Genomic DNA, 26,372 nt, shown 5'->3' with positions numbered 1-26,372 from the left:
CTACAAACTGAAAGGGCCGGTTAACAACCGGCCCTTTTTACTCAAACTTCCATCTCTTTAAAAATATCGGCTTCCTGACCTGCATTCAAGCTAAGTACATCCTCTACATCTTGATAAGATTTCCCATAAAGATCATCATCCTTGTAAGTATGGATTTCAGAATAAATCTCTTTCATGAAATCAAATACATCTTCTTCATCAACAGATGGATTTGCCGGCCAATACAAGATTTCCATAGGCGTATTCTCCTTGGTGGCAAGCGATTTTCTGCTGTAGGAAATCGAAGAGGCGTGCTTGAATCCTTCCCTTTTATAAAATTTCAGCCTTTTAAATGTATCATCATCATTTTCTTGTACTGGTTCTACTTCCAGCAAGATCGTTTTCTGCTTTTTTTGCAATTTTTGAATTAATTTCCTTCCAAGTCCCTGCCCCCTTGATTTCTTTGATACAAAAAGGTAATCAACGAATATAAACTCGTCCCCTTCCACATATAATAAAACATGGTCGGGCCCTTCATCCTTTTTATATATTTCCTGTTTATCTTCTAAAAGAACTTCTATGTGTTCTTTTGACTTCATTTCTTCAATAGGGAAATACTGGTTTAGCTTTTCATACCAATTCATAATTTAATCTCCTCATTTGCTAGTTTATACTTTCCAGATTTTTTCTTATCCACTACAATGGAACTTGAATAGCTTGAAAATATTAGGAGGGTTTTGATGATCAGCTACTTTTTGGACTTTTTTTTAGTCGCCGCTTGCGTTATTGGCATTACGGCTGTGAATGGCGTTGTGACGAATGGCATCGGCGAAAAATGGTTTGGCGGGAAACGTCACTCTCATATTTTCGATCAATCGAAACGAATTCAGTCAGGGTGGAGTCAAGTTGGCGGGAATAAAAAGCGGTAATTCAGAGAGAATTTGGATGACCGGAAGGAACTTCCTAGGTCATCCTTTTTTTCATGGGGTATAGTCTACTCCCTTTGTATATCGATTTGCTGCATTCCACAATAAGTATTCATCAATACCATTATCATTCAATGCTTTTATTTGGGCTTCAACTTCTTCCTTACCATACCTTTGGTAATTTCCATCGCCTAAATAAGAGGCAGTAAAATCTTGCAGCCAAGGTCTTGAAGTAGGTGGTGTTTTTAATTCCTTCAGCTTCCCGTTCTCCAATTTCGCATATTCCTTAACGAGATTATAAGGCTCCAAATCAGGCTTTTTGATACCAAAATAAGATGTCCAGTGACTCGGGTAGATCATCGAGGAAATTACATCAACATTCTCAGAGATTTTTGTGAAGTTTTGCCCAATTCCAGGAGCTTCAGGCAATGTAGCCGCATATCCAAAAATATCAACTGACACTTCGACATCGTATGGCTCCAGTTGCTTCCTCGCATAACTTACGAAATCCGTCACTGCCTGAACCCTTTTGGCTGTATGACTCATTTTCGCTTCATCATATTCACCGACATTATATTTCAAATCATCTTCTTTATTTTCGAATCCTTCGGGAAAACGGACATAGTCAAATTGAATTTCTTTAAAACCCATCTTTGCCGCTTCAATGGCAATACCGACATTATAATCCCACACTTCTTTTAAGAATGGGTTAACGAAGGCTTCCCCTCGGCCATTCTTCCATACCTTTTCACCATCTAAAAAAGACAATTCAGGTTTCTCTTTGGCCAAAAGGGAGTCTTTAAAGACGACAACCCTTGCAATCGGATAAATCTGTTTATCCTCAAATTTTTTCAGCATTGCCCTTGGGTTTTTTATGTAGTCTTTACCAATCCCAGCATATGGAGAGTCGGGATCTTCCGTTTTATACGTTACATTCCCCTTGTCATCCTTAATGTCAATGACCATCGCATTCAAATCGGTTTCATCTACATAATTAATAAGTTCATTCAATTTATTGCCACCCGCTGCAGGCCCTGTCACATATATTCCGCGTACAGCATCCGGATAGTCGAATTTCAACCCCGAATCAAAAACAAAACGCGGTACGCTCGCAGGCAATTCTTTATTTTCTAATGCTACCTGCCTGGTTTCGTTCATGCCTTGCGCATGAACTGGCTGTTGAATCAGGAATAAGCATATACCTGTCATCAACCATTTACACATTGGTTTCATTTTCTCCACCTCATTCGCCATCAGTCATCAATATTCAACAAATATAATAAACCCCTTTCTTTAATACCACAAACAATTAACTTTACTCCTATAATTGATAAATAATTAAAAAAACTGCTTTACAAAGTTTCAGCTTAAGAATACGTTCACAATCCTGTATTCCCTTGTGAGTATCCTTCCCTAAAATGGTCTGCTCATTGTGATATATGTTAAACGGTTTGATTTTCCTTGAAGCCTTCATTTCTTCCATGTCAAAAAAAAGAAACGGAAAACCCTTTCTATTGGCTTGATTTCCGTTTCGATTATACATTTAATATGAATAAATGCTAAAATACAGTATAGTGGACATTTCGTATTCTCAAAATGGCATCGATACAGGACAAAACGGCCCTCCACAAGATTCAAATGAGCGTTTCCCCACAAAGGAACATGCACATTTCTTTCAAAGAATGTGGATTCATTTTCTATTTATCCTTACAATAATGAAGAGCGAATATCCATTTATCAATAAACGTATTTAGAGGAGTGACTAGCAGTTGAAAAGGATTTTCTCCGGCATTCAGCCATCCGGTTCCGTTACTTTAGGAAATTACATCGGAGCCATGAAACAATTCGTTAACTTACAAAATGAATATGAATGTTTCTTTTGTATTGTTGACCAACATGCAATTACAGTTCCACAAGACCGCATCAAGTTAAGGAAAAACATTAAAACATTGGCTGCTTTATATCTGGCCATTGGCCTGGATCCTGAAAAGAATACCATCTTCATTCAATCAGAAGTACCAGCGCATGCACAGGCAGGCTGGATTTTACAGAGTATATCCTATATCGGGGAACTTGAGAGAATGACACAATTCAAGGACAAATCCGCTGGCAAAGAAGGGGTATCCGCAGCACTGCTCACTTACCCGCCGTTGATGGCTGCCGATATTCTCCTTTATAGTACAGATGTGGTCCCAGTCGGGGAAGATCAAAGACAGCATCTAGAATTGACACGCGATTTGGCTGAACGATTCAATAAAAAGCATAATGACATATTTAAAATCCCGGAAATCAGCCTCCCTACAGAAGGGGCCCGTATCATGTCCCTTCAGGAACCAAACAAGAAAATGAGCAAATCCGATCCTAATAAAAAGGCGACGATTGCCTTATTGGATGATCCGAAGCAAATCGAAAAAAACATCAAGAGCGCAGTTACCGATTCGGAAGGAATTGTCCGTTACGATAAGGAAAACAAAGCAGGTGTTTCCAACCTGATGTCCATATACTCCATTTTCAGTGGAAAATCCTATTCAGAAATTGAAGAGATGTATGAGGGCAAAGGCTATGGTGACTTTAAAAGTGATTTGGCTGAGGTGGTTCTTGGAGAAATCCTGCCAATCCAAGAACGCTTTAATGCATTGATCGATTCACCTGAATTGGATGAAATTCTGGACCGCGGTGCAGAAAAGGCGAATATTGAAGCCAATAAAATGATTAGAAAAATGTATAATGGCATGGGACTTGGCAGAAAGAGATAAAAGAAGACGATCCTCAACGGATCGTCTCAGTGTGTAAACAAAAAGGTTTCGGATGGTATCATTCCGAAACCTTTTCTTTGTAGCTCTTGATTCTTTCTCACATTCTTGTCAAATATGTCACTCCTCCGCGGACTCAGGCAAATTTTCAAATTGTACATAAAAAACACCCCGTAAATGTTAGTTTGGTGTCTAACATTTACGGGGCAGTTCAAGTCTGCCTACAGTCTGACTTATCCTAACGGATCGTCTTTTTTGTTCATAAAATCGATGGGCTATCGCCAGCCTCCACTTGCCAAAGCTTTTCAAAAAAAGGCTGCCCCTTCACAAGATTTTCACAAAGTTGAAGGTGCTTCTCTGACCAGCCTTCCTTCATTTCTTCATATAACTCAAGCCAAGCTATCTGAAAATCCATTTCTTGAATGCTTTCATATTTCTCAGGGGCCCATTCTGTGTACCAATAGCGGATTTCAGCAGTGTTTTTCGCCGTGAATAATTGGTCCATGGCCATGAATAGCAATTGCTTAAGCTGTCTTTCTTTTCTTGTCAAACCGTTCATGAATAAGGGAGACGGCGACAAAATATGATATTCTTTCTCAGATGTAGGTTTTTCAGTAAAGGTGTAATCCATCTCATCATGGTTTTCTATCATGTCATAAACAATTTGTTCCTGCCGGGGAATTATTCTGCTTTTCCTAATCGGAATATGATAACCTATCGTATCAACAGCTAAAATTCCATTTCCGTCAGTCACGATAAAACAATAGTCAAGCTGTATTCGCTCATGATTTTTCCTTGCATATGCTTTTTGATAAACATCATTCAGCAATGGCTTAGGTAATTCTGACAAGTCGTTTTCTATGTAGTGGAACAATGTTGATGACACTTTCAACAAAGGAACTTGATCTAGTAGTTCGATCCCGTCATCTTTCCTCCATTCATGAAAATGACAAATATTATAGCCGTTTTCTTCTCCTTCAAACCAGTTAACCCATACATCATGAAGATATAGCATCATTCATCCCTCACTTAAACAAATTTCTGTTTGTCAATCAGTATAGGCAGTAACCATACAATTTATTCCTATTCTAGAAAACAGATTAAGAAAAAAAGAACGTATATATTAGCTCTATTTTGATAAGAATTCTTCAGATTGAATAATGAATGATCTTTTCACGGAGAGTTTTTCAAAATTTTTCACCAGGTAATAGCCACTACAGTATCCAAGCATATATGGATATCCTTTCGACCCAAGCAGAAGTACATCATGAAGAGGATCTGTACGTTTTATCGTGTGCTTTTCCTCTAAATGCTTTCTCCAATATTCTCGTAGTTTATCTTCCTGATATAACTTAGTCCAATTCGCTAAATATTTTGTTCCTAAATATTTTCCCACCGTTCTTTCCGCCAGTCCTTCCATGATCATCGTATCAAGGAGAGTGAATTCTTTTTGGTCCTTTTTCAAATGATGCAGACGGCAAACATGATGGTATTCATGAATCAACAGGGCCTCCATTTCCTTTTCGGCTATCCCCTTTCCGTAAAAAAGGAATAGTTTATCTTTAAAGGCCAACCCTGACTTCGTTTCAACTTTTTTATTCCACATCCCTGTAGACATGAGCGGGAAAATATATATGGGAACATCTGGCCCTCCCCATAGCTTCTTATAAGCTGTAAACAAGCTTTGTGTTTTTTCCCATACATCGTTTTCTTGCAAGTCTTCCCATGTGAGTTTAGTTTTTTGATTCGGAGAATACATGCCATGCTTCAATAAATGATGATAAATCATATCCGCATCAAGGGTATCGTTGAAAGTGCTTTTAAGTCTTTCCATCATCTGGATCGGCCGGTTGAAATCCTTCCTCATCCATTCATTGGTTGAAATGACTCCCATTTCCCCATACACCTCCGCTTCTATTGACTATTGTATGATTTAATAAAGGCGGATGACACAATATATCCCTTTTCCCTTCAACATAAAAAAGAGCAGATCCCAAAAGATCTGCTCTTCCTTCAAAACTTATTGATATTTCTTGAAAAGAATCGTTGCGTTATGTCCACCGAATCCAAGTGAATTGCTGATGGCTGCATTGATTTCGCCCTTCCTTGCTTGATTCGGGACATAGTCCAAATCACACTCAGGGTCTGGTGTTTCAATATTGATGGTTGGAGGCAAAATGCTGTCCCTGATTGCCTGAATCGTGAATATTGCTTCCACACCGCCTGCTGCCCCTAACATATGGCCTGTCATTGATTTAGTGGAACTTATCGCAAGTTTATTAGCATGGTCGCCAAAGACTTCTTTGACTGCCATCGTTTCGTATTTGTCATTGTATGGCGTACTCGTTCCGTGGGCATTCACATATTGGATGTCTTCAGGATTCAAACCTGCATCCTCAATTGCAATTTTCATGGCTCTTGCCCCGCCTTCTCCACCTGGTGCCGGAGCGGTAATATGGAAGGCATCTCCTGTTGAGCCATAACCAGCTATTTCAGCATAAATCTTGGCTCCTCTATTCAATGCATGTTCAAGGTCTTCCAGAACGATGATTCCAGCTCCTTCACCTATTACAAAACCATCACGGTTAAGATCGAAAGGACGGCTAGCCGTTTGTGGATCAGGATTTGTCGATAAAGCCGTATTTGCACAGAAGCCTGCAACCGACATTTTTGTGATTGGCGCTTCGGCCCCGCCTGTAATCATGACATCGGCATCGCCCCGTTGAATGGCTTTAAACGCATCACCAATTGAGTTTGTTCCTGTTGCACAGGCTGTTACCGTACATGAATTGATTCCTTTTGCACCCAGTAAGATAGAAACCTGGCCGGCTGCCATGTCCGGTATCATCATTGGAACGAAAAATGGGCTAACCCGTTTATATCCCCTGTTTAAAAAGTTTTCATGCTGTGTTTCAAGTGTCTCCAGCCCGCCGATACCCGAACCGATCCAGACCCCGACACGTGCAGCATTTTCATCGGTTATTTCCAGCTTGCTATCATTATATGCCATAACGGAAGCTGCAATTGCATAATGGGTAAAACGGTCCATTTTGCGTGCTTCTTTACGATTTATATATGTTTCTATATCAAAGTCCTTGATTTCAGCAGCCACTTTAACGGGATATTCTTCAGCATTCAAACGAGTTAAAGGCCCTATTCCCGATTTCCCCTCGATTATATTCTTCCATCCAGTTTCTGCATCATTACCAACTGGAGAGATTGCTCCAATACCTGTTACAACTACACGACGATTAGTCATTGAAAATGGCTCCTTCCTATTTTTAAAGCTCTTACGATTTGTTTCTTCTTTTATTTACCCCACCTAAGAGCGATCGCTCCCCATGTAAGGCCACCACCAAAACCGACCATGACGATTAAGTCATTGTCCTTGATTCTTCCCGCTTCCATTTCTTCCACAAGGGCCATTGGAATGGACGCTGATGAAGTATTTCCATATTTATGAACCGTTTTTGTCATTTTTTCAAGCGGGAGACCCAGGCGTTCCCTTGAGGCTTCCATTATGCGTATGTTTGCTTGATGCGGAACAAGCAGATCCACATCTTCCTTTGTCAAACCAGCTTTGTCCAATACACCCAGGCTGGATTCCCCCATCTGACGGACAGCAAATTTAAATACTTCACGTCCATTCATATGAATGAAATCTCCTTCCTGTAATAAGTGCTTCCCGCCAGTTCCATCTGCGCCTAATTCAAAGGAAAGGACCCCTTTGCCATCAGATACAGGTCCAAGTACAGCTGCACCCGCTCCGTCACCAAAAAGGACAGCAGTATTACGGTCTTCCCAATTGGTTACTTTCGAAAGTTTTTCAACACCGACAATCAACACATGCTTATATGCACCTGTCTTAATAAACTGCTGTGCCGTGATCATTGCATACATAAATCCCGCACATGCCGCACTTACATCCATTGCAGCTGCCTTCATCGCTCCCAATTTCTCTTGAATCATGCAAGCGACGGAAGGAAACGACTGATCAGGTGTAACGGTAGCCACAAGAATCATATCTATCTCTTCAGCCGAAATTTCCGCATTTTTCAATGCAGCCTTTGCGGCTTCATAAGCCATATCTGAAGTATCAATATCATCATTTGCAATTCTTCTTTCCTCAATACCCGTCCTGGTCCGGATCCACTCGTCAGAAGTGTCCATAATTTTTTCTAAATCCGCATTTGTAACGATTTTGTCGGGTAAGTAGCGGCCAAGCCCTAGTATTCCAGCATTCATCTTGCCATCCCCTTATATTTTAATGAGTTATTATAATCATCTATTATTACCTGGTACTAATTTTATATAAAAAAAGACTTCCTTGCAAGAGTTAACAGTTTTAAAAGCTAAAGAAATCTCTTTCGGAAGCCGGTCAAGCGCCTATGCCAGGGGAAATTCAGGGACATACATTATAAATAAAAGGAGTAAAGGAGGACTCATTGTGGACATCTTCAATCGCAACCGCGAAAGAAACCCGGATGATCATTTTTCGAATTTGATGTTTGGCAGGAAACCCGAACCGGAGCAAGAGGAATCGGAGGTTGATTACTTGCAATTGATGGCGAGCGTTGAAACATTGATGGGCTTATACAGTCAATACAAACCGACCATTGATAAAATCAATCTGAACCCATTGATCGCCAAGTTCTTGAAAAAAGAATAAAAAAAATCAAGGCTGCCCTTTATCGGGACAGCCTGCCTTTAATTAACGCTGAGCATCTTGTTTGCCAAGCTCATAAGCTTCTTGCATTACGCTTTTAAAGAGCTCCATGAATGGCTCTGCCATCTCCATTGAAAATGGAATCCCGCTTGCCTCAAGCTTCGCTTTAGCCTCTGGGAAGTATTTCATGGCGATTCCCATAAATTCAAGAGTTTTATCTGAACTCATTCGCGTTTCCCCCCTATCTTTTGAATATTCATCAATTGATTTGTGATGCCCAAATAATATCATAATTCCACAGGACCCTTTCGTAAAGGGCGCACATATAAAATCAAGGATATCTTTTGATGTTCTTCCTATCCTTGTACATTATAGTACAAGACATATAGATTAGAGGCAAATATACCGATTTGTTCTTCTCAAATAACGAAATTATTTGTTTAATCACGCTTTCTCCACTTTTTAAGTAAGTTTAATCGTTTATTATGTTTTTTTTGTAATGCAATGCCTTCTGCCGGTTCCATTTTGCATTGCACTTCAAATATTGTTCCTTTATTGATTTTAGTTGTTGATTGTCGGGGAGTGAATGAATCCATGCTTTCACCAAATATTAGCTTGGCACATTCATTCCAATGATCATCAATAGAGCTGCACAATTGGATGTCCCTATCGGAACTTGAGGTTAGCACCGCTTCCAAGGCATTAACAAAATCAGTGATATAGAGAGCATCAAAGGTATATTCGGCAGCAATTGCCGCTTTGATATCAGACTGCCCAAGCTGATTGATTCCAGCTTCAAAGCTCATGCCTTCCGATTGCCAAGGTCCATAAATCGTCGGTAAAAATATGATTTTTGCAGAATCGATTTCACGAATCGAGCTTAATATGGAATGAAATATACTGACATCTTTTTCAATGGGCATGAAAAGAACGAAATTGGGCGTTTCATTCTTGCCATTTTTGAATTTCTCAATGAAGGAAACGATTTCGCCTATCAGAAAATCGATTTTGTCCATTTTGCCGCTCTGAATATCGTAACAAGAGATGAACACCGTGTCCTGCTGTGAAATATCCAATAATTTAAGTTTATTTATCGGAAAGTATATATAATTTGAATTCCTTCCTATTTCAAATTCTTTTTCTTCCATAATATATTGATTTGCTTCGGAATCATCCCAATCGATTCCGATTACTTCTTTCCCTTGGTTCAAAAAATATTGAGTCACATAGAAGCCCACAAATCGATAAGTGCCTATGACAATGTTTGTTTGCATAAATACAGCCTCCTCGTATGCCATCAAGCCCACTTCACCCGGCACGTCTAGTTTTTTTAGATGCTGTATCGTATGCAAACTATTGTGAAAATATATCTCTTCTCATAAAATCTCTTCATTCTCATTGAAAAACTTTTGTATTTGATAGGGGATTTTATAACGTTTTTCGGGTAATATATACGTCAGCTGCAAGTCTGCTTTTCTGGCCAGCTGGATTTGCCGATAAAGGGAGGCTTGCTCTTTCCGTAAGCTTCCAAAAACCTGAATCACTTTCATGGGGATATTCTCTGCGATAACTGAATCTTCAGTGTCCAGGATATGCTGTTCACATTCTGCCGGATCGAGCTCATATGCAGCAGCAACCTCTGACAGCCATTTTTTATAGAAGAACTTATTTTCCTTTTCTTTTTCCAGTTGTGCTTTCAAGGAAAAAACCGGATCGATCAATACGACAGACCGAATTTTATTTCCAAGTTCATTCATTAGCTTTAGGGCAAGTAGTGCGCCTGTCCCCTCTGCCAATATATGAACCCTTTGATTGACTATTTCTTTTTTCATGAAAAGAATATATAGGTTAAGGGAAAGGTCCAGTGCTTTAGGACTGCCCCAGTTGGCCCCGTGAAAATTGGAAGAAAATAGTGTGTATCCATATTCCTTTAAATATTCCAATATCTGCAGCCTGCCTGGATGCTGCAGCCAAAAGCTGCTGTCTTTTTCGACAAAATGACTACGGTCTCCAATTACCATTACGGAAAAACCACTGGGCCGCTCTGGATAATAGATGATATTCCATTGGTCATCAATTTGAAAAGTTCGTTGTTCCATCGTTCAAACTCCTTTAAGGAATATTACTACTACTATATTAATTTATGACGAAAAATAGAAAGGGTCAGTGGAAACGCCTAACTTCTTATCTTAAATTAACCAAGCAGGGACGATTTTCGTTTTTATTCCCCCGATGATTTCCCTTTTGAAGTTTTGAACCAGCTTGTCTGCCAAAAAATTTCTCTTATGATTTAATGTATTGAATTATTTAAAGGTTATTATTAAAAACACGTTTTAACTGTATATTAATTATGGTAAGATAAAAATGAATGTAGTGGAATGAGGTGAAATTCGATGCGTTATGCTTGGACAATTTTTTGGACATTCTTATTAGTGCATATGACTGTATATGTTGTTTCTTCCATGATCGGAGTTTCATACGATGCTGCGCAGGGAACTATTCTAGGATTAGCTGCTGCTATCCTGATTTGTATCATCCCAGCTATCATGCCTGCCGGGCCAGCTAAAGACTCCCATCAACATTAAGAAGCAAAAGAGGACATCCTTTTTAGGATGTCCTTTTTGTTATACCGTACTTTGGATGCGGATAAACTGCATATTAACGTTTTTATTTAAGGACCAATTCATCATGGTCATAATCAATCGTGATTCCTTCTTTAAGCTTAACAGTCCCAGCTATGATTTTACGGGCGATTTTCGTTTCGAGATGCTTTTGGATGAATCGCTTCAGCGGTCTAGCTCCATATACCGGATCATATCCCTGGTCCGCAATGAATTCCTTAGCCGCTTCTGTGACGTTGAGGACTATATTTTGTTCAGTTAACCTCACTTTTAATTGATGAACCATTTTATCTACGATTTCAACGATTTCATGTTTCGTCAGAGGTTTGAATAAAACAATGTCATCAACTCGATTCAAAAATTCCGGACGGAAATGCCCTCTTAATTCTTTAAAGACCTGATCTTTTATTTCTTCTTCAATGCCACCATCCACCCGGTTGGATTGCAATAAGAAATGGGAACCGATATTGGAAGTCATGATGATGACCGTATTTTTACAGTTGATTGTCCTGCCTTGGGAGTCTGTTATTCTTCCATCATCCAACATTTGCAATAAAATATTGAAGACTTCAGGATGCGCCTTTTCAATTTCGTCCAGTAATATGACTGAGTATGGGTTTCTCCTTACAGCCTCCGTAAGCTGGCCGCCTTCCTCAAATCCAACATAACCGGGAGGTGCACCAACAAGTCGGGACACGGAATGTTTCTCCATATATTCCGACATATCAATTCGAATCATATGTTCCTCACTATCGAATAATGTTTCTGCCAAAGCTTTTACCAATTCGGTTTTACCGACACCAGTCGGCCCAAGAAAAATGAATGAACCGATTGGTCTGTTTGGATCTTTTATTCCAGCCCTTGCTCTTAAAACAGCATCGGATACGAGTTCCACCGCTTCTCCTTGACCGATTACGCGTTCATGCAGGATATCTGATAGGCGAAGCAGCTTCTCCCTTTCACTTTCCACCAGCTTGCTTACCGGAATCCCTGTCCACCTTGCCACAATCGAGGCAATTTCCTCCTCCGTCACTTCCTGGCGAAGCAATCGTGATTCCTGTTTTTCCTTTTCCAATTCGTCTTCCATTGCTTCCAATTCTTTTTGAAGCTGCGGAATCCTTCCATGCCGAAGTTCAGCTGCCCGGTTAAGGTCATAGTCATTCTCTGCCTGTTCCAGTTCATGACGCAGTTTCTCAAGCTCTTCACGTTTGTCCTGCACCTTTTGAAGCGCTGATTTCTCCATTTGCCACTTGGATTTCATGCTATTCGCTTGATCCTGAAGTTCTGATAGTTCTTTTTGAAGCACTTCCAGCCTTGCTTTGCTTTGAGGGTCGTCTTCATTTTTCAGGGCCGCTTCTTCAATTTCAAGTTGCATGACTTTTCTCGTGATTTCATCCAACTCGGATGGCATGGAGTCGATTTCCATGCGGATCATCGCACATGCTTCATCCACAAGATCAATCGCTTTATCCGGTAAAAACCGCTCCGTTATATATCGGTTCGAAAGGACAGAGGCTGCAACGATCGCCCGATCATGTATCCTGACGCCATGATGAATTTCAAACCGTTCCTTTAATCCCCGCAAAATTGAAATCGTATCTTCAACATCCGGTTCAGGAACCAGAACCTGTTGGAAACGGCGTTCCAAAGCCGGATCCTTTTCAATATATTGCCGATATTCATCAAGGGTCGTTGCACCGATACAATGCAGCTCACCGCGCGCAAGCATCGGCTTTAACATATTTCCGGCATCAAGGGCGCCATCCGTTCTTCCTGCACCGACAATTGTATGCAATTCATCAATGAATAAGAGAATTTTCCCATCACTCTTCTTGATCTCATTCAACACCGCTTTTAGGCGTTCCTCAAATTCACCTCGGAATTTGGCCCCTGCGACAAGTGCACTCATATCGAGTGAAAAAACGGTCTTATCCTTTAAACCTTCCGGCACATCCTTCCTGACGATCCTTTGAACCAACCCCTCGACAATCGCTGTTTTACCTACTCCAGGTTCTCCTATTAATACAGGATTATTTTTCGTTTTCCGTGAAAGGATCCGGATGACGTTACGGATTTCCGTATCTCGACCGATTACTGGATCGACCTTACCCGATTTAACCTCAGCAACGAGATCTCTGCCGTATTTTTTCAGTACTTCATAAGTGCTTTCAGGATTTTGACTAGTCACTCGCTGATTCCCCCTTATATCGCTTATAACCCGTTTTGCTTTATCATAATCAATTCCATATGATGAAAATAGCCTGTTTACATTCGTTCTATTGACTTGCAAAGACGCAAGCAGTATATGCTCGACAGATAAGTATTCATCCTCCCACATCTGCATTTCCTTTTCGGCAGCCGTCAGAACTTGCTGTAGGGAGGATGACATGTAAACCTGGGAAACACCCCCGCTCACTTCCGGTAATCCATCCAATTCCTTATTCAGCTCTATATCAAATAGATTCACCGATTTACCAGATTCCGATAAAATCCTGATTAATAAACTTTCATCCTGTTCCATTAAGGCCTTTAATAAATGAAGCTCCGTCAGCTCGGGATTCCCTCTTTCATTGGCTAGTTCCTGACCGCCAGTGAATGCCTGTTGGGTTCTCTCCGTCATTTTATTAATATCCATCTTGAAACCTCCCATTCATCTATATCAGGAACGAATCCCCACTGGGTTTGATCAATTTTGACCTTTATATTTTCATTATACTTCTAATTCTCCCCATGTAAAGGAAAGTTATAAGAAATGCAGTAGTTTGGAAAATAAACGGAAAAAGCCTTTCTTCATATAGAAGAAAGGCAGACCCATGTGTAACATGGATAAATTCCTTTATGGATGAAAAAATGGTTTATGCTTTCACGGCCGTTTTATTGTAACCATGAAATTCATCGACGAATTGGAAATCCCTATCCGTCCGACCTGCAAAGATCGTATCTCGGAGCAGAATGCCTGCATCGGTCGTATTGTGAATGATTTCCCCCCACATTCTAGCACTCGTTTGAACATTAGCCGTCCGTGGAATGCGTTCCTCCTGATATTCCAAAAATGCCTGTTCAATGTCATTCCCATGCTTATGGAGCATATCAGACAAATAAGCTGCATCTTCTAAAGCCTGACAAGCGCCTTGTGCCAAGTATTGAAGCATCGGATGTGCCGCATCGCCCATAAGCGTAATTCTTCCTTTTGTCCAATTATCAATTGGTAAACGGTCATACATCGGCCAGCGGCGTTGTCTTTGAATGAATGAAATCGCATTCTGAACAAGCTCACAAGTTCCGGCAAATACACGGTCCATTTCTTCCGGTGTTCCCCATTGATCTGTTTTTTCGTTTTCTTCCGTATATTGAGAACTTTTGAAAACCACTACTTGGTTATAAAGTTCTCCCCTTCTAACCGGATATTGAACAAGATGAAGGTCTGGCCCAATCCACATGTATACATCATCTAAATCCCCATGGCTCGTAACCTCCTCCATCGGGATCGCTCCCCTGTATGCAACATATTGAGAGCAGACCGGCTGATCTTCCACAAAAAGTTTCCGTGCCTTGGACCATAATCCATCGGCTCCAATGACAGCAGTTCCTGAATGTTGGGACCCGTTGGCAGAAGTAACCGTCACTTCACCTTCATACTCTACTGTCTCAATAATGGTTTGATTCGTGACCAGTTCAATATACGGGTTCTTTTCACAGGCTTCAGCCAATACTTTATGCAAATCGGAACGATGCAAAACAACATACGGAGCTCCATATCTTTCTTTATAAACATCACCTAAATCCAAAGCGGAAAGCTCTTTTCCGGAAAAGGCGTCCATCAGCACCAATCTTTTTGGAAATACTGCAATATCATTGATTTTATCCATGACACCCAAACGCTGCAATACGTTGGTGGCATTTGCTGCAAGCTGAATGCCTGCACCAATTTCCCCAAATTCGGGAGCTTGTTCTAGGACTTTCACATACTGTTTTGTTTCTGCGATTCCTAAAGCAGTTGCCAATCCGCCAATTCCCCCACCAATAACGATGAATGGTTTTTTTTCTGTGTTCATCATCAATTCCCCCTATATTAGTTGCTTTTAGCCAAAGTTGCGGACCACTACCACAGTAAGCGTTTTCATTCGAATGGCATTCATCTATCCACTAGTATCTTAGCTGAAGATTCCAAACCGATTATTTTCAAACCAAAACAGGCTTGAATTCACTTTCAACCTTTTGGTACCCATTGTTTGTGTCTAATGCTTGTTGCTGTTCCAAATCGAATCTTTCCATTATTGGTAGGTCGTTTACCGAGAATAAGTAAGAATCCGCTTCTGCAACGTGCTCATGCCATGCCCAATTAGGAACGACGAAATAATCTCCCTTGGACCAGTCAAAACGCACGCCATTAATGACCGTATATCCTGATCCTTGGTGCACTTGATAAATCGTGGAATGGGTATGGCGATGGGCTTTCGTATGGAAACCTTTAGGAAGTTTCTGCATCCATGCCCCCATCGTCGGATTGGCCGTTTGGCCATTTGATGGATTGATATATTCCACGGCAAAACCTTCATATGGATCCGGTTCGAAGTTCATCAATCCTTCTATCGCTGCTTTGGTGCCCTTCCACTTGTAGTTGGCAAGCGGTGCCACTTGTGAATAACGGTCGGATACTGGACGAACCATTCCGCCTTGATAACGGAGCTCTGAAAAATTATCCGGCCGCTTAGGCGTTTCAATCCGATCTGGATATGGTTCAAAGAAAGTGCCGCCTATGGAATAGATGGTTGGGATATCAAGGGCATCCATCCAAATCATTGGTTTTTCCCCAACATGTCCATGACCATGCCATAAGTTTTTGGGCGTGATCAAAAAATCTCCTTCTTCCATGAAGATCCTTTCTCCCTGCACGATGGAGTAGGCACCTTCACCATTCGTAATGAAACGAAGTGCACTTTGGGAATGACGGTGGGAAGGGGCCACTTCACCTGGCAACAATAGCTGGACCGCTGCATAAAGCGTTTGTGTTGTCGAAGCCCATCCCCAAGGCTGGCGATAAGTAAGGCCAGGGTTTTGAAAATAAATCGCCCTGCGCTCCCCGCCTCGGTCAGGTGTGAAGACTTCAGCCGCTTCCATCAATTTTTTTGTCAAAAGCTCTTCTTTCCATAAATAAGCATGCGCATGGGGTTTAGGTTCATGGTCCATCAGAGCGGGAATGGCTTCCCACAGCGGCCCAAGGTTATACTGCTGAATATCCTTTGTAAAATCTTTTACGATTGTACTATTCATGTATTCCGATTTTTCAGCCATATTAATCCCTACTTTCTTTTTTATCTTGCCTCACTGGATTTTAGAAAGATTTCGCTTAATTTGATCATAATGTCCTGAAACATGCTCATCGATGAAGTGATCGACTATATAGGAAACTGGTTTGTTTCCGAATTTAGCGAAATTCCGGTGTGGCGATTCTTTGGATAGTGTTTCTTCATCTAAATTCCCGAGACCGCTCTCCACTTTATATTTAAGCTCCTCCACTTGCTTCATGACATCATCCACAGCAAGTTTGTCTGTATCGGTAACCGCCGCCAATCGGGCTGGATCTTGCAATCCACGCCCCCATTCGGCTCCAGGCATCGCTATTACAGTTTCCACTTCACCTAACCAATAAGGAATGGCTTCAGCTAAATGGGAAAGTATCTGCATGATTGACCATTCATCCTCTGCTGGTTTAAATCGGATCGTTTCTTCCGGTAGGTTTGCCGTTGTCTCAAGAATATGGTCGATGGATTGTTGCACTGATTGGATTGATGTCCCGATTCCCTGATAAGCCATTTTATTTTCCCTCCCCGACACGTCTCACACGGTTTTCAAGATACCCTATTTTGTCGATTTCGATTTTGACAACGTCACCATCTTTTAAGAACACTTGCGGATCACGGGCTACTCCTACCCCACCCGGTGTTCCTGTTAGTACGATGTCACCTGGTTCAAGAGTCATTAAGTTCGATAAGAATTCAACTAGATACTTCACATCGAATACGAAGTTGGATGTATTCGTTTTTTGGCGTTCTTCACCATTTACCGTTAATCGGACATTCAAGCCCGATGGATCGGACAGTTCATCGGAAGTGACTAACCAAGGCCCCATCGGAGCACTTCCTTCAACCGTTTTCCCTTGTAGCCACTCAAGTGTACGCCGTTGGATATCACGGTAAGTGACATCATTCGCAATTGTATAACCTGCTACATAATCAAGAGCATCTTCTTTTGAAACATTACGTGCCCTTTGTCCGACAACAAAAGCGAATTCCGCTTCATAATCCAGTTGTTCCGAGATTGGGAAAAACGGTATATCATCCTGGGGACCGATAACTGTATTGGCGAACTTTGCGAATACTACAGGAAATGGCGGCAGTTCACGGCCCATTTCAGCAATGTGTTCTCGGTAATTATGGCCGACACAAATAATTTTGCTTGGCTTTTGGACAGGGGCCTCAAGCTTTATATTTTCAATTTCATATACCAATTGATGTCTGAAGGAATCACGATTGCTAATAGCGTAGTCAGCAGCCTTTTGCGCGATGGAAAGGCTTTCATTCCCTCCCTGTAAAAACTCCTCCATTGTTGCAGGGACATAAGCGTCAGCAATTTGTTCACTGCGAAGTTTCCCTTCGCTTTCAAGTAGCGCTTGATAGGCATAGTTCAAGTCAACTACTACATTTTCCGGGTAAATTGCACCGATGCGTTTAAATCCTTGACTGCTGAACGTTACTAATTTCATATTCATTCTCCTTTATTAATCTGGATTTTTTTAAAACCTCTTTTGATGCCAACATCCTAATTCTGCTGGATTCGCTTCACAAACCAGAATTTGAATGACTGTACACCTTATTTATTTCACTTATAGATAACATTGTTCACTATTTATATAAATGATAACTCAATTTTCGCAATATTGTCAAGAAAGTATTGCAAATTTTTGTGCAAATGTTATCATCTACACCATTAACAGTACTGCGGAATCAAAAAGTTCGTTATTCATTTAATAGGAACGTATATTGATAGCTTCAAGCATCCGGCGGTTTTTTCTGCTGAATTTCATGTATATTTTACATATTCTGATATACTAGACCTAAATTAAAACAGATTAGGGAGATTGATTTATGGAAATCGTAAAATCCGGTTCGACGATTCAATCATTACAAATAGGGATGAGCATCATAGATTTACTTGCTTCCCAAAGAACTCCTTTAAGATTCTCTGATATTCAGGAATTAACGGAGATAACGAAAAGTAACCTCTATAAGTATTTGAATACTTTGACTCAACTGGAGTTACTATATCGCGATAAGACAACAGGTATGTATCACCTTGGGAGCAAATTGATTCAATACGGAATGGCAGCGATAGGAAATGAGGATGTAACGAGCAGAATAACTCCTTATTTACAGGAAATCAGTCACCATACTTCCTGCACGGTCCTTTTTTCCGTTTGGACATATGATGGACCAATCACTGCAAAAATATGGAATTCCAATCAAAACTTAAACATAGGGGCACAGTTAGGTACGCGACTTCCGCCATCATCCTCTTCCGGAAAGGTATTCACTGTATTTCAGGATCCTTCCTTGACGGCGGAATGGATTGAAAAAGATCGTAATGTTACGGGCTCGTTCCTTAAAGAAACAAATGAATATGATGAAATTCGGAAATACAAAATAGCTTTTGCCAAAGAGCCTCTTGTACCTTCCGTTTCCTCCATGTCCATTCCGGTTTTTAATTATAATTCCGAATTGTTGGGAGCAATCACTGCCGTTGGGTTCACCGAAAACATTCCTGATCATTATGAAGATCCTTTAAGCGTCTATTTAAGGAAAAGCTGTTTGGAAATCTCGAATATATTCGGTTATTCCGCTGAATAGAAAAAAGCAGGAAGAAGGATGGCGACCATTCCTTTTTCCTGCTTTTAGATGTTTCATGGCTTCCGCTTATAGGTCCATATCCGATTATGATTTGATGTTTCAGGAAAAGAATCCCCTGCATCAAGCTTTACCATTTTCGGATTCACTACCGTGCTGCCCGTTTCACCGATTTCTACGTAGGTCCCATTATTCGGTGCCTTCTGTCCTGGCTTAAATTGACGATTTTGCCCCATAGATTTCACCCCTTTACATGCTTTCCCTGTTATTATTACCAGGTTCCTACCTTTCATGTCAGAAAAATTAGGTACATACAGGAAATTCGGCTAATTAAAAAGCGTCTATTCTCTGAGCAGACGTCTTTTTAGGTTTTTAAAAATTAACAGTCGATTGGAACGTAGGACACTCGCTTTCCTCCCTCGGCGCCATTGCGCCTGCGGGGTCTCCTTTGGACGCGCTTTTCCCGCAGGAATCTCGAACACCCACTCCAATCAACTTTGTTTTAACATTAAGGATAGATCCTTTTACCTGCAGTCCTTTTTGTTTTAAAAAATTGATTAAAACTTGAGGTGATAGGGATGCTTTTCTATACATGGTTCTATTCAACGAGATCAATTTGAAATGATTTACTTTAAATCAACTGGTACCATCGAACCTTTTGGTTCGTAAAATGAAGGCAACAATTGTTTTCTTTTTTCATTTAAACTTGATGGAAGATATGTATTAGAGGTAGGACGCCCAAGTATAGATCCAGTTATTATTCTCTAACTGCTACAAATAAAATCAAAAAGGTTTCGGAATGAGATAAACTGTACCCTATGTAAAGGACATTTCAAAAAAAGGTTATGCCACTTGGAGAAGGTGATTTCTGTATTGAACAGGAGTCATCTTCTTTAAGTTCCATTGATATCTGAAATTGTTATAGTACGTCATATAACTTCTTATTTCCTTTTTAAGTTCTTCTATAGTATTACAAGGTTTAATATAGGCTTCATCTTTGAAATGACCAAAGAAGGACTCTAGGGGAGCGTTATCCCAACAATTCCCTCTTCTTGACATGGATTGCCCAAGTCCTAGTTTTTTTACGTGTTTCTGAAAAGTGGGACTAGTATAGTGTACTCCTTGATCAGAGTGAATAAAGGCCCCTTCGGCAAACTTTACTCGTTTATTCTTCGTTAACTTTACTAATGTATCTGTAGCTAAATCTAATGTCATTCGGCTAGACACATTATAGGCAAGTATTTCATTCGTTGAACTATCTTTAATCGTGGATAAATAAGCCTTTTGTCTATTGTCATAATATAAATATGTAATATCAGTAAGTAATACTTTTCCTGGGATTTCTTGTTTAAACTCTCGGTTTAATAAGTTCGGCAGAATGGTGTGTTCTTGAGTGGCTTTCAACATCTTCTGATAAGGGTTGGTTCTTCTAATAGGACAAACAATCTTGTATTTCCTCATAATCCTTCGGATTCGCTTCAAGTTATATGTAATTCGAAACTGTCCTTCTAACGTCATCTTAATCTGGCGTGCACCTTTTTTGCGGCGTTTAAAATGAAAAGCATTTAAAATATTTTCTTTAAGTATCAAGTCTTTTTCTTCTCTTCGCTCTCTTCTTTCCTGAGCTTGTGAAGAAAAGTAGTTATAAAAACCAGAGCGAGAAACTCCCGCAATTTCGCATAAGAAACTCACCATATTTTTAAGTAGATACTTTTCTATTACTGAACGTATTAAAAGAAACCTCTGTTCAGCAGAGAATTTTACTCGTTTTTCTTCATCCCCCTTTCCATCATGTCTAACTTTTTTAGTAACTCATTCTCAGCTCTCAATAATTGATTTTGTGCTTCTAATCTAGCATTCTTTTCTTCTAGAGAAAGCTCCTTCTGAGTTGGTCTCCCTGAATTATCACTACGCGTATCCCTAAGTCCCAATACTCCTGATTTTTTATAAGCAGTACGCCATCTTGAGGCTGCCCTTTGTACTCTGACAATACCTATGACTTCAATATTAAAACCATTCTCCTCGAAAATCTGCCTTGGCAACTTACCATTTTCATTTTCAGCTATAAAAATCCTCTTAAATTCGTCTGTATATGTAACACCCTTTGAACTTATAGATTTAACATATGGATTATTAGATAGTATTTCTATTTCTTTCTCAGTAAAGAGTTTTTTTGGCATTTAATTGTTCTCCGATTCTCCCATTTTTTTCATTATACATAAAAGTACCCTACAGAGCAGACCTTTTTTTAGTGTCTACTCTATAGGGTACAGTTTAAGACCATTCCGAAACCTTTTTTTCTACAAACTGAGTGACTGCTTTCTGAGGTAAGATTTTTTGGTTAAGACATTAAGTCCACCAGGACCGCCTTTTGGGCATGAAGGCGATTTCCGGCTTGGTGGAAAACGACGGAATTAGGACCATCGATGACTTCAGCCGTAACCTCTTCCTCCCGATGCGCAGGCAGGCAATGCATGAATAAATAATCTTCTTTAGCAAGTTTTACTAGCTCACCATTGATTTGATAATCTTTAAAAGCTTCTAAGCGGATACCATTCTCGATTTCCTGCCCCATGGAAGTCCAAACATCCGAATAGACGATATCCGCATCTTTTATGGCCTCTGAAGCTGAGGTTGTCACCAAAATTTCACTGCCAGTCTCTTCTGCCACTTTTTTAGCATAGGCGACGACCTTTTCATCAGGTTTGTAGGCGTCAGGACACCCAATGGAAAAATCCATTCCCATTTTTGCACAGCCTACCATCAATGAATTCGCAACATTATTGCCATCACCGATATAACTCATCTTCAAGCCTTTTAACTGCCCTTTTATCTCGATGATCGTCAAGAAGTCTGCAAGTACTTGACAAGGATGTGCAAGATCTGTTAACCCATTGATGACTGGGATAGAAGCATTTTCTGACAATTCCAGGATTTTTTCATGTTCGAAGGTACGAATCATGATGCCATCAATGTATTCAGAAAGGACTTTTGCAGTATCGGAAATCGTTTCACCACGTCCAATTTGCAAGTCATTGCCACTTAGGAACAAAGCGTGCCCGCCAAGCTGCATCATGCCCACTTCAAAAGAGACACGGGTACGGGTAGACGATTTTTCAAAGATCATCCCCAGTGTTTTCCCTTTTAAAGGCGTATATTCTTCACCTGCTTGCAATTTGCCTTTAATGGTCTGCGCTAGCTTTAACAAATCTGCAATTGCCGTTGGTGTGGACTCTTTCATGGTCAAAAAATCTTTTCCATTTAAAATCTTCGCTTGTGTCGGTGCCGTCATTGAACTCATACGTGTGACACTCCTTTCGTATATGGTACAAGCCATTCCTGAAGCGAGGTAACCCCTGGATCAGCATTATCCACCGATTGCAGATAGGCCTTGAACGTCTCTTCTTCCGTAAAAGCAAGCAGTCGGTATTTCGCTGCAAGTAACCTTAGCTGCTTATCTTCCTCCGTTGTTCCATATGCCAAAACGACCGCCGCATTTCCTTCATTTAACCATTTATCAAAATCTGAATTCCCCAATGTCAAACCTGCTTCTTTGATTTGCACTAACAGGTCTTCACTTAATTGAACTGATTCTGATTGGTAAACGCCTGTGGTATGATTAGCTTTTTGAGCATGGAACACTTTTGTCAACGCTTCATTTACCGTTTCCCCGATGGCGATTCCTTCACCTGTTGATTTCATTTCCGGACCTACCTTCGAATCAAGTCCGCTTAGTGCAAAAGTAGAGAATACGGGATATTTGACAACTGCATATGGAATTTCATCCATTAAGCCCGTTTTTTCGAACGCATTCGACAATGAATATTTCCCAAGCAATATTTTTGTCGCTATTTGCACCAAAGCCACATCGGTCACTTTACTGATGATTGGAATTGTTCGACTTGCACGAGGATTCACTTCCAATACGTATACACTATTTCCCTCGATCACGAATTGGATGTTCATAAGACCTTTATAACCAAGTTCACTAACTAGTTTTTTAGCATAATGGGTCATTTTATCTTTAATATCATCCGTTAAGGATTGAGCTGGCAATAAGGCCATGCTATCTCCTGAATGGACGCCTGCTTTTTCTATATGTTCGGCAATGATGGGAATATAAACATCATTTCCATCAGCAATCAAATCGATTTCGGCTTCCTTCCCTGGAATATAGGAATCGATCAACACGGGATAGACTAGTGCCGTTCCATTAGCCATTCTATTCAACAAGCTTTCTTTGGAGCCGATGATTTCCATTCCCTGGCCGCCAATTACATAGGATGGGCGTAAGAGTACCGGAAAGCCGATGGCCTCTGCCCGGGAAATTAATTGTTCTTCTCCATTAGCCATTGAACCTGGTACATGGGGGATATCCAGTTTTTGAAGAAGCTGATAAAAACGATCACGATCTTCTAATTGATCAAGTGTATCGAAGGATGTCCCCAACAAATTGACACCGTATTCTTCCAGGCCTTTAGCAAGGTTTATTGCAGTCTGCCCGCCAAACTGGACGATTACATCTTTTATGTCTTCCGCTTCCATCACATTAAGAACATATTCAAGGGTCAGCGGTTCGAAATAAAGGCGATCTGCTGTCGCAAAATCCGTGCTTACCGTTTCCGGATTATTATTGATCATGATCGTTTCAACATTTTCATCCTGGAGTGCATAAACACCGTGAACTGAACAATAATCAAATTCTATTCCCTGTCCGATGCGAATCGGGCCGCTGCCAATCATCAAGACTTTCTTTTTATCCGTTTTTTGCTGTTCGTTCTCACCAAAATATGTTGAATAGTGATAGTTTGTATGTGATTCGAACTCGGCTGCACATGTATCAACCGTTTTGTAAACCGCCGTAACACCCAGTGATTTCCTGTGTGCTCTCACTTCCATCTCATTTACTTTCCATACGGAAGCAAGATAGCGGTCTGAAAAGCCCTTTTCCTTGTATGACTGAAGTTCTTCCCTTGTTACCTGATCGATTGCCTTAGCTTCAATCTCCATTTCGCTTTGGATCAATGAAGCAAAGGATTTAAGGAAGAAATAATCTATGGCTGTCGCTTCATGGATTTCTTCAATCGTCACGCCTTTTCTAAGCATTTCAAAAATGACAAAGATTCGTTCATCCGATTTTTCGGCAAGCTTTCCCCAAAGTTCAGGAATGGTTTTATTTTTCAGTGATGATAGCTGCAGCCCAATCGTTTTCAATTCCAAAGAATCGACGGCCTTTTGGACTCCACCCTCAAAGCTGCGGTGTAAAGCCATGACTTCACCAGTTGCCTTCATCTGTGTTCCCAATTTGCGGTCGGCGGTCGTGAATTTATCGAATGGCCACCTCGGGAACTTCACCGCTACATAGTCAAGCGCAGGTTCGAAACTTGAATATGTGCTTTTCGTTACAGGATTGATGAGCTCCGATAAATCGTAGCCGACAGCAAGCTTTGCCGCTATACGGGCTATGGGATAACCTGTTGCTTTTGAGGCTAGTGCCGATGAACGGCTGACGCGCGGGTTCACTTCGATTAAATAATATTGCTTGCTATTCGGATCAAGTGCAAATTGAATGTTACAGCCGCCTATGATCCCTAAAGCAGAGATGATTTTAATGGATGCGGCACGCAGCATCTGAAACTCATCGTCCGATAAAGTCTGTGATGGTGCCACGACGATCGAATCACCTGTATGGATCCCTACCGGATCGATATTTTCCATATTACAGATAGTGATGCACGTATTGTTGCCATCTCGCATAACCTCATATTCGACTTCCTTAAAACCAGCTATGCTTCTTTCAATCAAGCATTGTGTAATTGGGCTTTCTTGCAGTCCGCCCCGTACAAGTTCCTTAAAGGTCTCCAGTGAATCGGCAATACCACCGCCAGTTCCGCCGAGTGTATATGCGGGACGAACGATGATGGGGAAACCGATTTTGTCGGCAAAAGCCAGCGCTTCTTCAAGAGTATGGACAATCGTACTGTCGGGAACGGGTTCACCTATTTCAAACATCAACTCACGGAACAGCTCACGATCCTCCCCTTTTTTGATGGAATCGATCGGAGTTCCCAATAATTTGACCTTATATTTTTCAAGTATTCCAGCATCATCCAACTGATAAGCTAGGTTCAATCCTGTTTGACCGCCTAATGTAGCGAGCAGGCCATCCGGCTTTTCTTTGGAAATGATCTTTTCCAGTACATCAACCGTTAAAGGTTCGAAATAAACAGCATCCGCATTCATATCATCAGTCATGATTGTTGCCGGATTGTTATTGACCAGTATGACTTTATATCCTTCTTCCTTTAAAGCCAGGCAGGCCTGTGTACCTGCATAATCGAATTCGGCGGCCTGCCCGATGACAATCGGCCCCGAACCAATCACTAAAATGGTCTGTATCGTGTCGTCCTTAGGCATAAGCTTTTTCTCTCCCGCTATAATCATTTATCATTTGTAAAAAGTCTTTGAATAGTAATGAACTCTCGATAGGTCCTGGATTTGCCTCTGGGTGGTACTGGGTAGTGAAGATTGGCAAGTCTTCATGCATGAGTCCCTCAACCGTGTTATCATTCACGTTTCTGAATCTCACTTGAAGCGATGTTCCTTGCAAGCTCGGTTCATCAACCTCGTAACTATGATTCTGCGAACTCATATACACCTTTTTCGTTTTCAAATCGACCACGGGCTGATTCGCACCGCGATGTCCAAACAGCATTTTTTTTGTATTTCCACCTAAGGCAAGGGCCGTTAATTGATGACCGAGGCAGATGCCCATCGTGGGAAAACTCGTAATGATCTTTTTTATGTTTCCTAAAAGGTATTCAAGCTGTTTTGGATCCCCAGGCCCATTTGAAAGCAAAATACCATCTGGCTTCAAGTCCTTGATTTGCTCGAATTCCGTATCGAATGGTACGACAGAGACTCGGCAGCCTTGAGCGACCAATGAATCCAGGATTGATTTTTTATAGCCGAAATCCATCATCACAACGTGCTTGTCGCCTCCACCAAATCTCTCGACAACCTTTGTGGATACCTCAGCTACATGGGCTGATAAACCATTCAGGCTGGGTACGACAGTGTATTTTTCTTCAGCTGTGATGACTGCCTGCATGGAACCCTCCTGTCTTATATTTTTAACGACCGCTCTTGTGTCCACATGGCTTAAAAGAGGAATGTTCCACTTGTCTAAATATTCACCAATTGAATATTTAGCCTGATAATGGGAATGGCTCATATTTCCTTCATATACAATCACACCGGCAACATGCGGCTTTTTACTTTCAAAATCATGTTCATTGATTCCGTAATTTCCGATTAGTGGGTATGTGAAGATGACAATCTGGTCCTTATATGAAGGATCTGTCAACACTTCTTGATATCCGGTCATTCCTGTAAAAAAGACAATCTCTCCAGTGATTGTTTTTTCAGTCGATTTAGTCAGCAGTTCCCCTTCAAAGACGGAACCATTCTCTAAATATAGATAGCTTTTCATGATCTTCACCTCTTTAGATGATGTATATTTA

The 26,372-nt window shown here is 40.8% G+C and carries 24 protein-coding genes; 5 read left to right on the top strand and 19 right to left on the bottom strand.

Features of this window, described 5'->3' with window-relative positions; translation table 11 throughout:
* Window positions 1–41: 41 nt before the first annotated feature.
* Window positions 42–623 carry a GNAT family N-acetyltransferase gene (locus MHB45_RS03995; protein ID WP_048686930.1) on the bottom strand — a complete coding sequence of 194 codons (582 nt, stop codon included), beginning with the start codon at window positions 621–623 and terminating at the stop codon, window positions 42–44.
* A gap of 96 nt (window positions 624–719) precedes the next feature.
* On the opposite strand from MHB45_RS03995, the gene MHB45_RS03990 reads away from it, so the two are divergent.
* A complete protein-coding gene (locus MHB45_RS03990; RefSeq protein ID WP_034314508.1) occupies window positions 720–908 on the top strand; it encodes a hypothetical protein in 189 nt (62 codons plus the stop codon).
* 51 nt (window positions 909–959) lie between these two features.
* Here the strand turns inward: MHB45_RS03990 and MHB45_RS03985 are convergent, their stop codons facing one another.
* Window positions 960–2,138 carry a putative glycoside hydrolase gene (locus MHB45_RS03985; RefSeq protein ID WP_397330566.1) on the bottom strand — a complete coding sequence of 393 codons (1,179 nt, stop codon included), beginning with the start codon at window positions 2,136–2,138 and terminating at the stop codon, window positions 960–962.
* A 536-nt stretch (window positions 2,139–2,674) separates the two neighbouring features.
* On the opposite strand from MHB45_RS03985, the gene trpS reads away from it, so the two are divergent.
* Window positions 2,675–3,661, top strand: a complete 987-nt coding sequence (trpS, locus tag MHB45_RS03980) for a tryptophan--tRNA ligase (protein WP_072272575.1) — start codon at window positions 2,675–2,677, stop codon at window positions 3,659–3,661.
* Window positions 3,662–3,917: 256 nt separating this feature from the next.
* On the opposite strand, the gene MHB45_RS03975 is transcribed toward trpS, so the two are convergent.
* The 4 genes from MHB45_RS03975 to MHB45_RS03960 all read right to left on the bottom strand — a co-directional run bounded on the left by MHB45_RS03975 (window position 3,918) and on the right by MHB45_RS03960 (window position 7,903).
* Window positions 3,918–4,673 (bottom strand): YjbA family protein, encoded by a 756-nt coding sequence (locus MHB45_RS03975; protein ID WP_034314514.1) that lies wholly within the window; start codon window positions 4,671–4,673, stop codon window positions 3,918–3,920.
* Between the two features lie 114 nt (window positions 4,674–4,787).
* Window positions 4,788–5,552, bottom strand: coding sequence for a DUF2268 domain-containing protein (locus MHB45_RS03970; RefSeq protein ID WP_048686927.1), 765 nt, complete (start codon window positions 5,550–5,552; stop codon window positions 4,788–4,790).
* Between the two features lie 126 nt (window positions 5,553–5,678).
* The gene (gene fabF, locus MHB45_RS03965) at window positions 5,679–6,917 is read right to left on the bottom strand and encodes a beta-ketoacyl-ACP synthase II (RefSeq protein WP_048686925.1); all 1,239 of its coding nucleotides are present in this window, start codon (window positions 6,915–6,917) and stop codon (window positions 5,679–5,681) included.
* A gap of 50 nt (window positions 6,918–6,967) precedes the next feature.
* Window positions 6,968–7,903, bottom strand: coding sequence for a beta-ketoacyl-ACP synthase III (locus MHB45_RS03960; protein WP_034314519.1), 936 nt, complete (start codon window positions 7,901–7,903; stop codon window positions 6,968–6,970).
* Between the two features lie 202 nt (window positions 7,904–8,105).
* Here MHB45_RS03960 and MHB45_RS03955 point away from each other — a divergent pair, with 202 nt between their 5' ends.
* Complete coding sequence (locus MHB45_RS03955; RefSeq protein WP_048686923.1) at window positions 8,106–8,327, top strand: hypothetical protein; 222 nt, start codon at window positions 8,106–8,108, stop codon at window positions 8,325–8,327.
* Window positions 8,328–8,369: 42 nt separating this feature from the next.
* Here the strand turns inward: MHB45_RS03955 and MHB45_RS03950 are convergent, their stop codons facing one another.
* The 3 genes from MHB45_RS03950 to MHB45_RS03940 form a co-directional block, all read right to left on the bottom strand.
* Complete coding sequence (locus MHB45_RS03950; RefSeq protein ID WP_034314525.1) at window positions 8,370–8,552, bottom strand: ComZ family protein; 183 nt, start codon at window positions 8,550–8,552, stop codon at window positions 8,370–8,372.
* Between the two features lie 212 nt (window positions 8,553–8,764).
* Window positions 8,765–9,598 carry a hypothetical protein gene (locus MHB45_RS03945; protein ID WP_072272574.1) on the bottom strand — a complete coding sequence of 278 codons (834 nt, stop codon included), beginning with the start codon at window positions 9,596–9,598 and terminating at the stop codon, window positions 8,765–8,767.
* 102 nt (window positions 9,599–9,700) lie between these two features.
* A complete protein-coding gene (locus tag MHB45_RS03940) occupies window positions 9,701–10,423 on the bottom strand; it encodes an alpha/beta hydrolase (RefSeq protein WP_048686919.1) in 723 nt (240 codons plus the stop codon).
* 294 nt (window positions 10,424–10,717) lie between these two features.
* Here MHB45_RS03940 and MHB45_RS03935 point away from each other — a divergent pair, with 294 nt between their 5' ends.
* Window positions 10,718–10,909, top strand: a complete 192-nt coding sequence (locus tag MHB45_RS03935) for a YjzD family protein (RefSeq protein WP_048686917.1) — start codon at window positions 10,718–10,720, stop codon at window positions 10,907–10,909.
* Between the two features lie 82 nt (window positions 10,910–10,991).
* On the opposite strand, the gene clpB is transcribed toward MHB45_RS03935, so the two are convergent.
* From clpB to MHB45_RS03910, 5 genes are all read right to left on the bottom strand, one after another.
* Window positions 10,992–13,580, bottom strand: coding sequence for an ATP-dependent chaperone ClpB (clpB, locus tag MHB45_RS03930; protein WP_072272573.1), 2,589 nt, complete (start codon window positions 13,578–13,580; stop codon window positions 10,992–10,994).
* A 220-nt stretch (window positions 13,581–13,800) separates the two neighbouring features.
* Window positions 13,801–15,000, bottom strand: a complete 1,200-nt coding sequence (locus MHB45_RS03925; protein ID WP_081088537.1) for an FAD-dependent monooxygenase — start codon at window positions 14,998–15,000, stop codon at window positions 13,801–13,803.
* Between the two features lie 127 nt (window positions 15,001–15,127).
* The gene (locus MHB45_RS03920; protein ID WP_072272571.1) at window positions 15,128–16,240 is read right to left on the bottom strand and encodes a cupin domain-containing protein; all 1,113 of its coding nucleotides are present in this window, start codon (window positions 16,238–16,240) and stop codon (window positions 15,128–15,130) included.
* Between the two features lie 30 nt (window positions 16,241–16,270).
* The gene (locus tag MHB45_RS03915) at window positions 16,271–16,762 is read right to left on the bottom strand and encodes a DinB family protein (RefSeq protein WP_048686909.1); all 492 of its coding nucleotides are present in this window, start codon (window positions 16,760–16,762) and stop codon (window positions 16,271–16,273) included.
* 1 nt (window position 16,763) lies between these two features.
* Window positions 16,764–17,711, bottom strand: coding sequence for a fumarylacetoacetate hydrolase family protein (locus MHB45_RS03910; protein ID WP_048686907.1), 948 nt, complete (start codon window positions 17,709–17,711; stop codon window positions 16,764–16,766).
* 382 nt (window positions 17,712–18,093) lie between these two features.
* Between MHB45_RS03910 and MHB45_RS03905 the strand changes: the two genes are divergently transcribed.
* Window positions 18,094–18,852 (top strand): IclR family transcriptional regulator, encoded by a 759-nt coding sequence (locus MHB45_RS03905; protein WP_048686905.1) that lies wholly within the window; start codon window positions 18,094–18,096, stop codon window positions 18,850–18,852.
* 53 nt (window positions 18,853–18,905) lie between these two features.
* Here the strand turns inward: MHB45_RS03905 and MHB45_RS03900 are convergent, their stop codons facing one another.
* From MHB45_RS03900 to MHB45_RS03880, 5 genes are all read right to left on the bottom strand, one after another.
* Window positions 18,906–19,085, bottom strand: a complete 180-nt coding sequence (locus tag MHB45_RS03900; protein ID WP_034314546.1) for a YjzC family protein — start codon at window positions 19,083–19,085, stop codon at window positions 18,906–18,908.
* A 607-nt stretch (window positions 19,086–19,692) separates the two neighbouring features.
* Window positions 19,693–21,029, bottom strand: a protein-coding gene (locus MHB45_RS03895; RefSeq protein ID WP_412093674.1) for an IS3 family transposase whose coding sequence is annotated in 2 segments (ribosomal slippage) — window positions 19,693–20,645 and window positions 20,645–21,029 — 1,338 coding nt in all. Because the reading frame shifts where the segments join, the coding sequence is not laid out codon by codon here.
* Between the two features lie 161 nt (window positions 21,030–21,190).
* Entirely contained in the window at window positions 21,191–22,150 is a 960-nt protein-coding gene (gene argF / locus MHB45_RS03890; RefSeq protein ID WP_048686903.1) for an ornithine carbamoyltransferase, read from the bottom strand.
* Window positions 22,147–25,266 carry a carbamoyl phosphate synthase large subunit gene (locus MHB45_RS03885; RefSeq protein WP_048686901.1) on the bottom strand — a complete coding sequence of 1,040 codons (3,120 nt, stop codon included), beginning with the start codon at window positions 25,264–25,266 and terminating at the stop codon, window positions 22,147–22,149. The genes argF and MHB45_RS03885 overlap by 4 nt, the downstream gene beginning before the upstream one ends.
* Window positions 25,259–26,341, bottom strand: a complete 1,083-nt coding sequence (locus MHB45_RS03880; RefSeq protein ID WP_048686899.1) for a carbamoyl phosphate synthase small subunit — start codon at window positions 26,339–26,341, stop codon at window positions 25,259–25,261. Before MHB45_RS03880 ends, MHB45_RS03885 begins: the two co-directional genes overlap by 8 nt.
* Window positions 26,342–26,372: the final 31 nt, after the last annotated feature.

This window comes from Peribacillus sp. FSL K6-5616 (assembly GCF_038008245.1).
In the GTDB taxonomy this organism is placed as follows: Bacteria; Bacillota; Bacilli; order Bacillales; family DSM-1321; genus Peribacillus; species Peribacillus frigoritolerans.
Note: the sequence above shows the minus strand (reverse complement) of the source record. Positions and strands in the feature narration are given on the sequence as shown.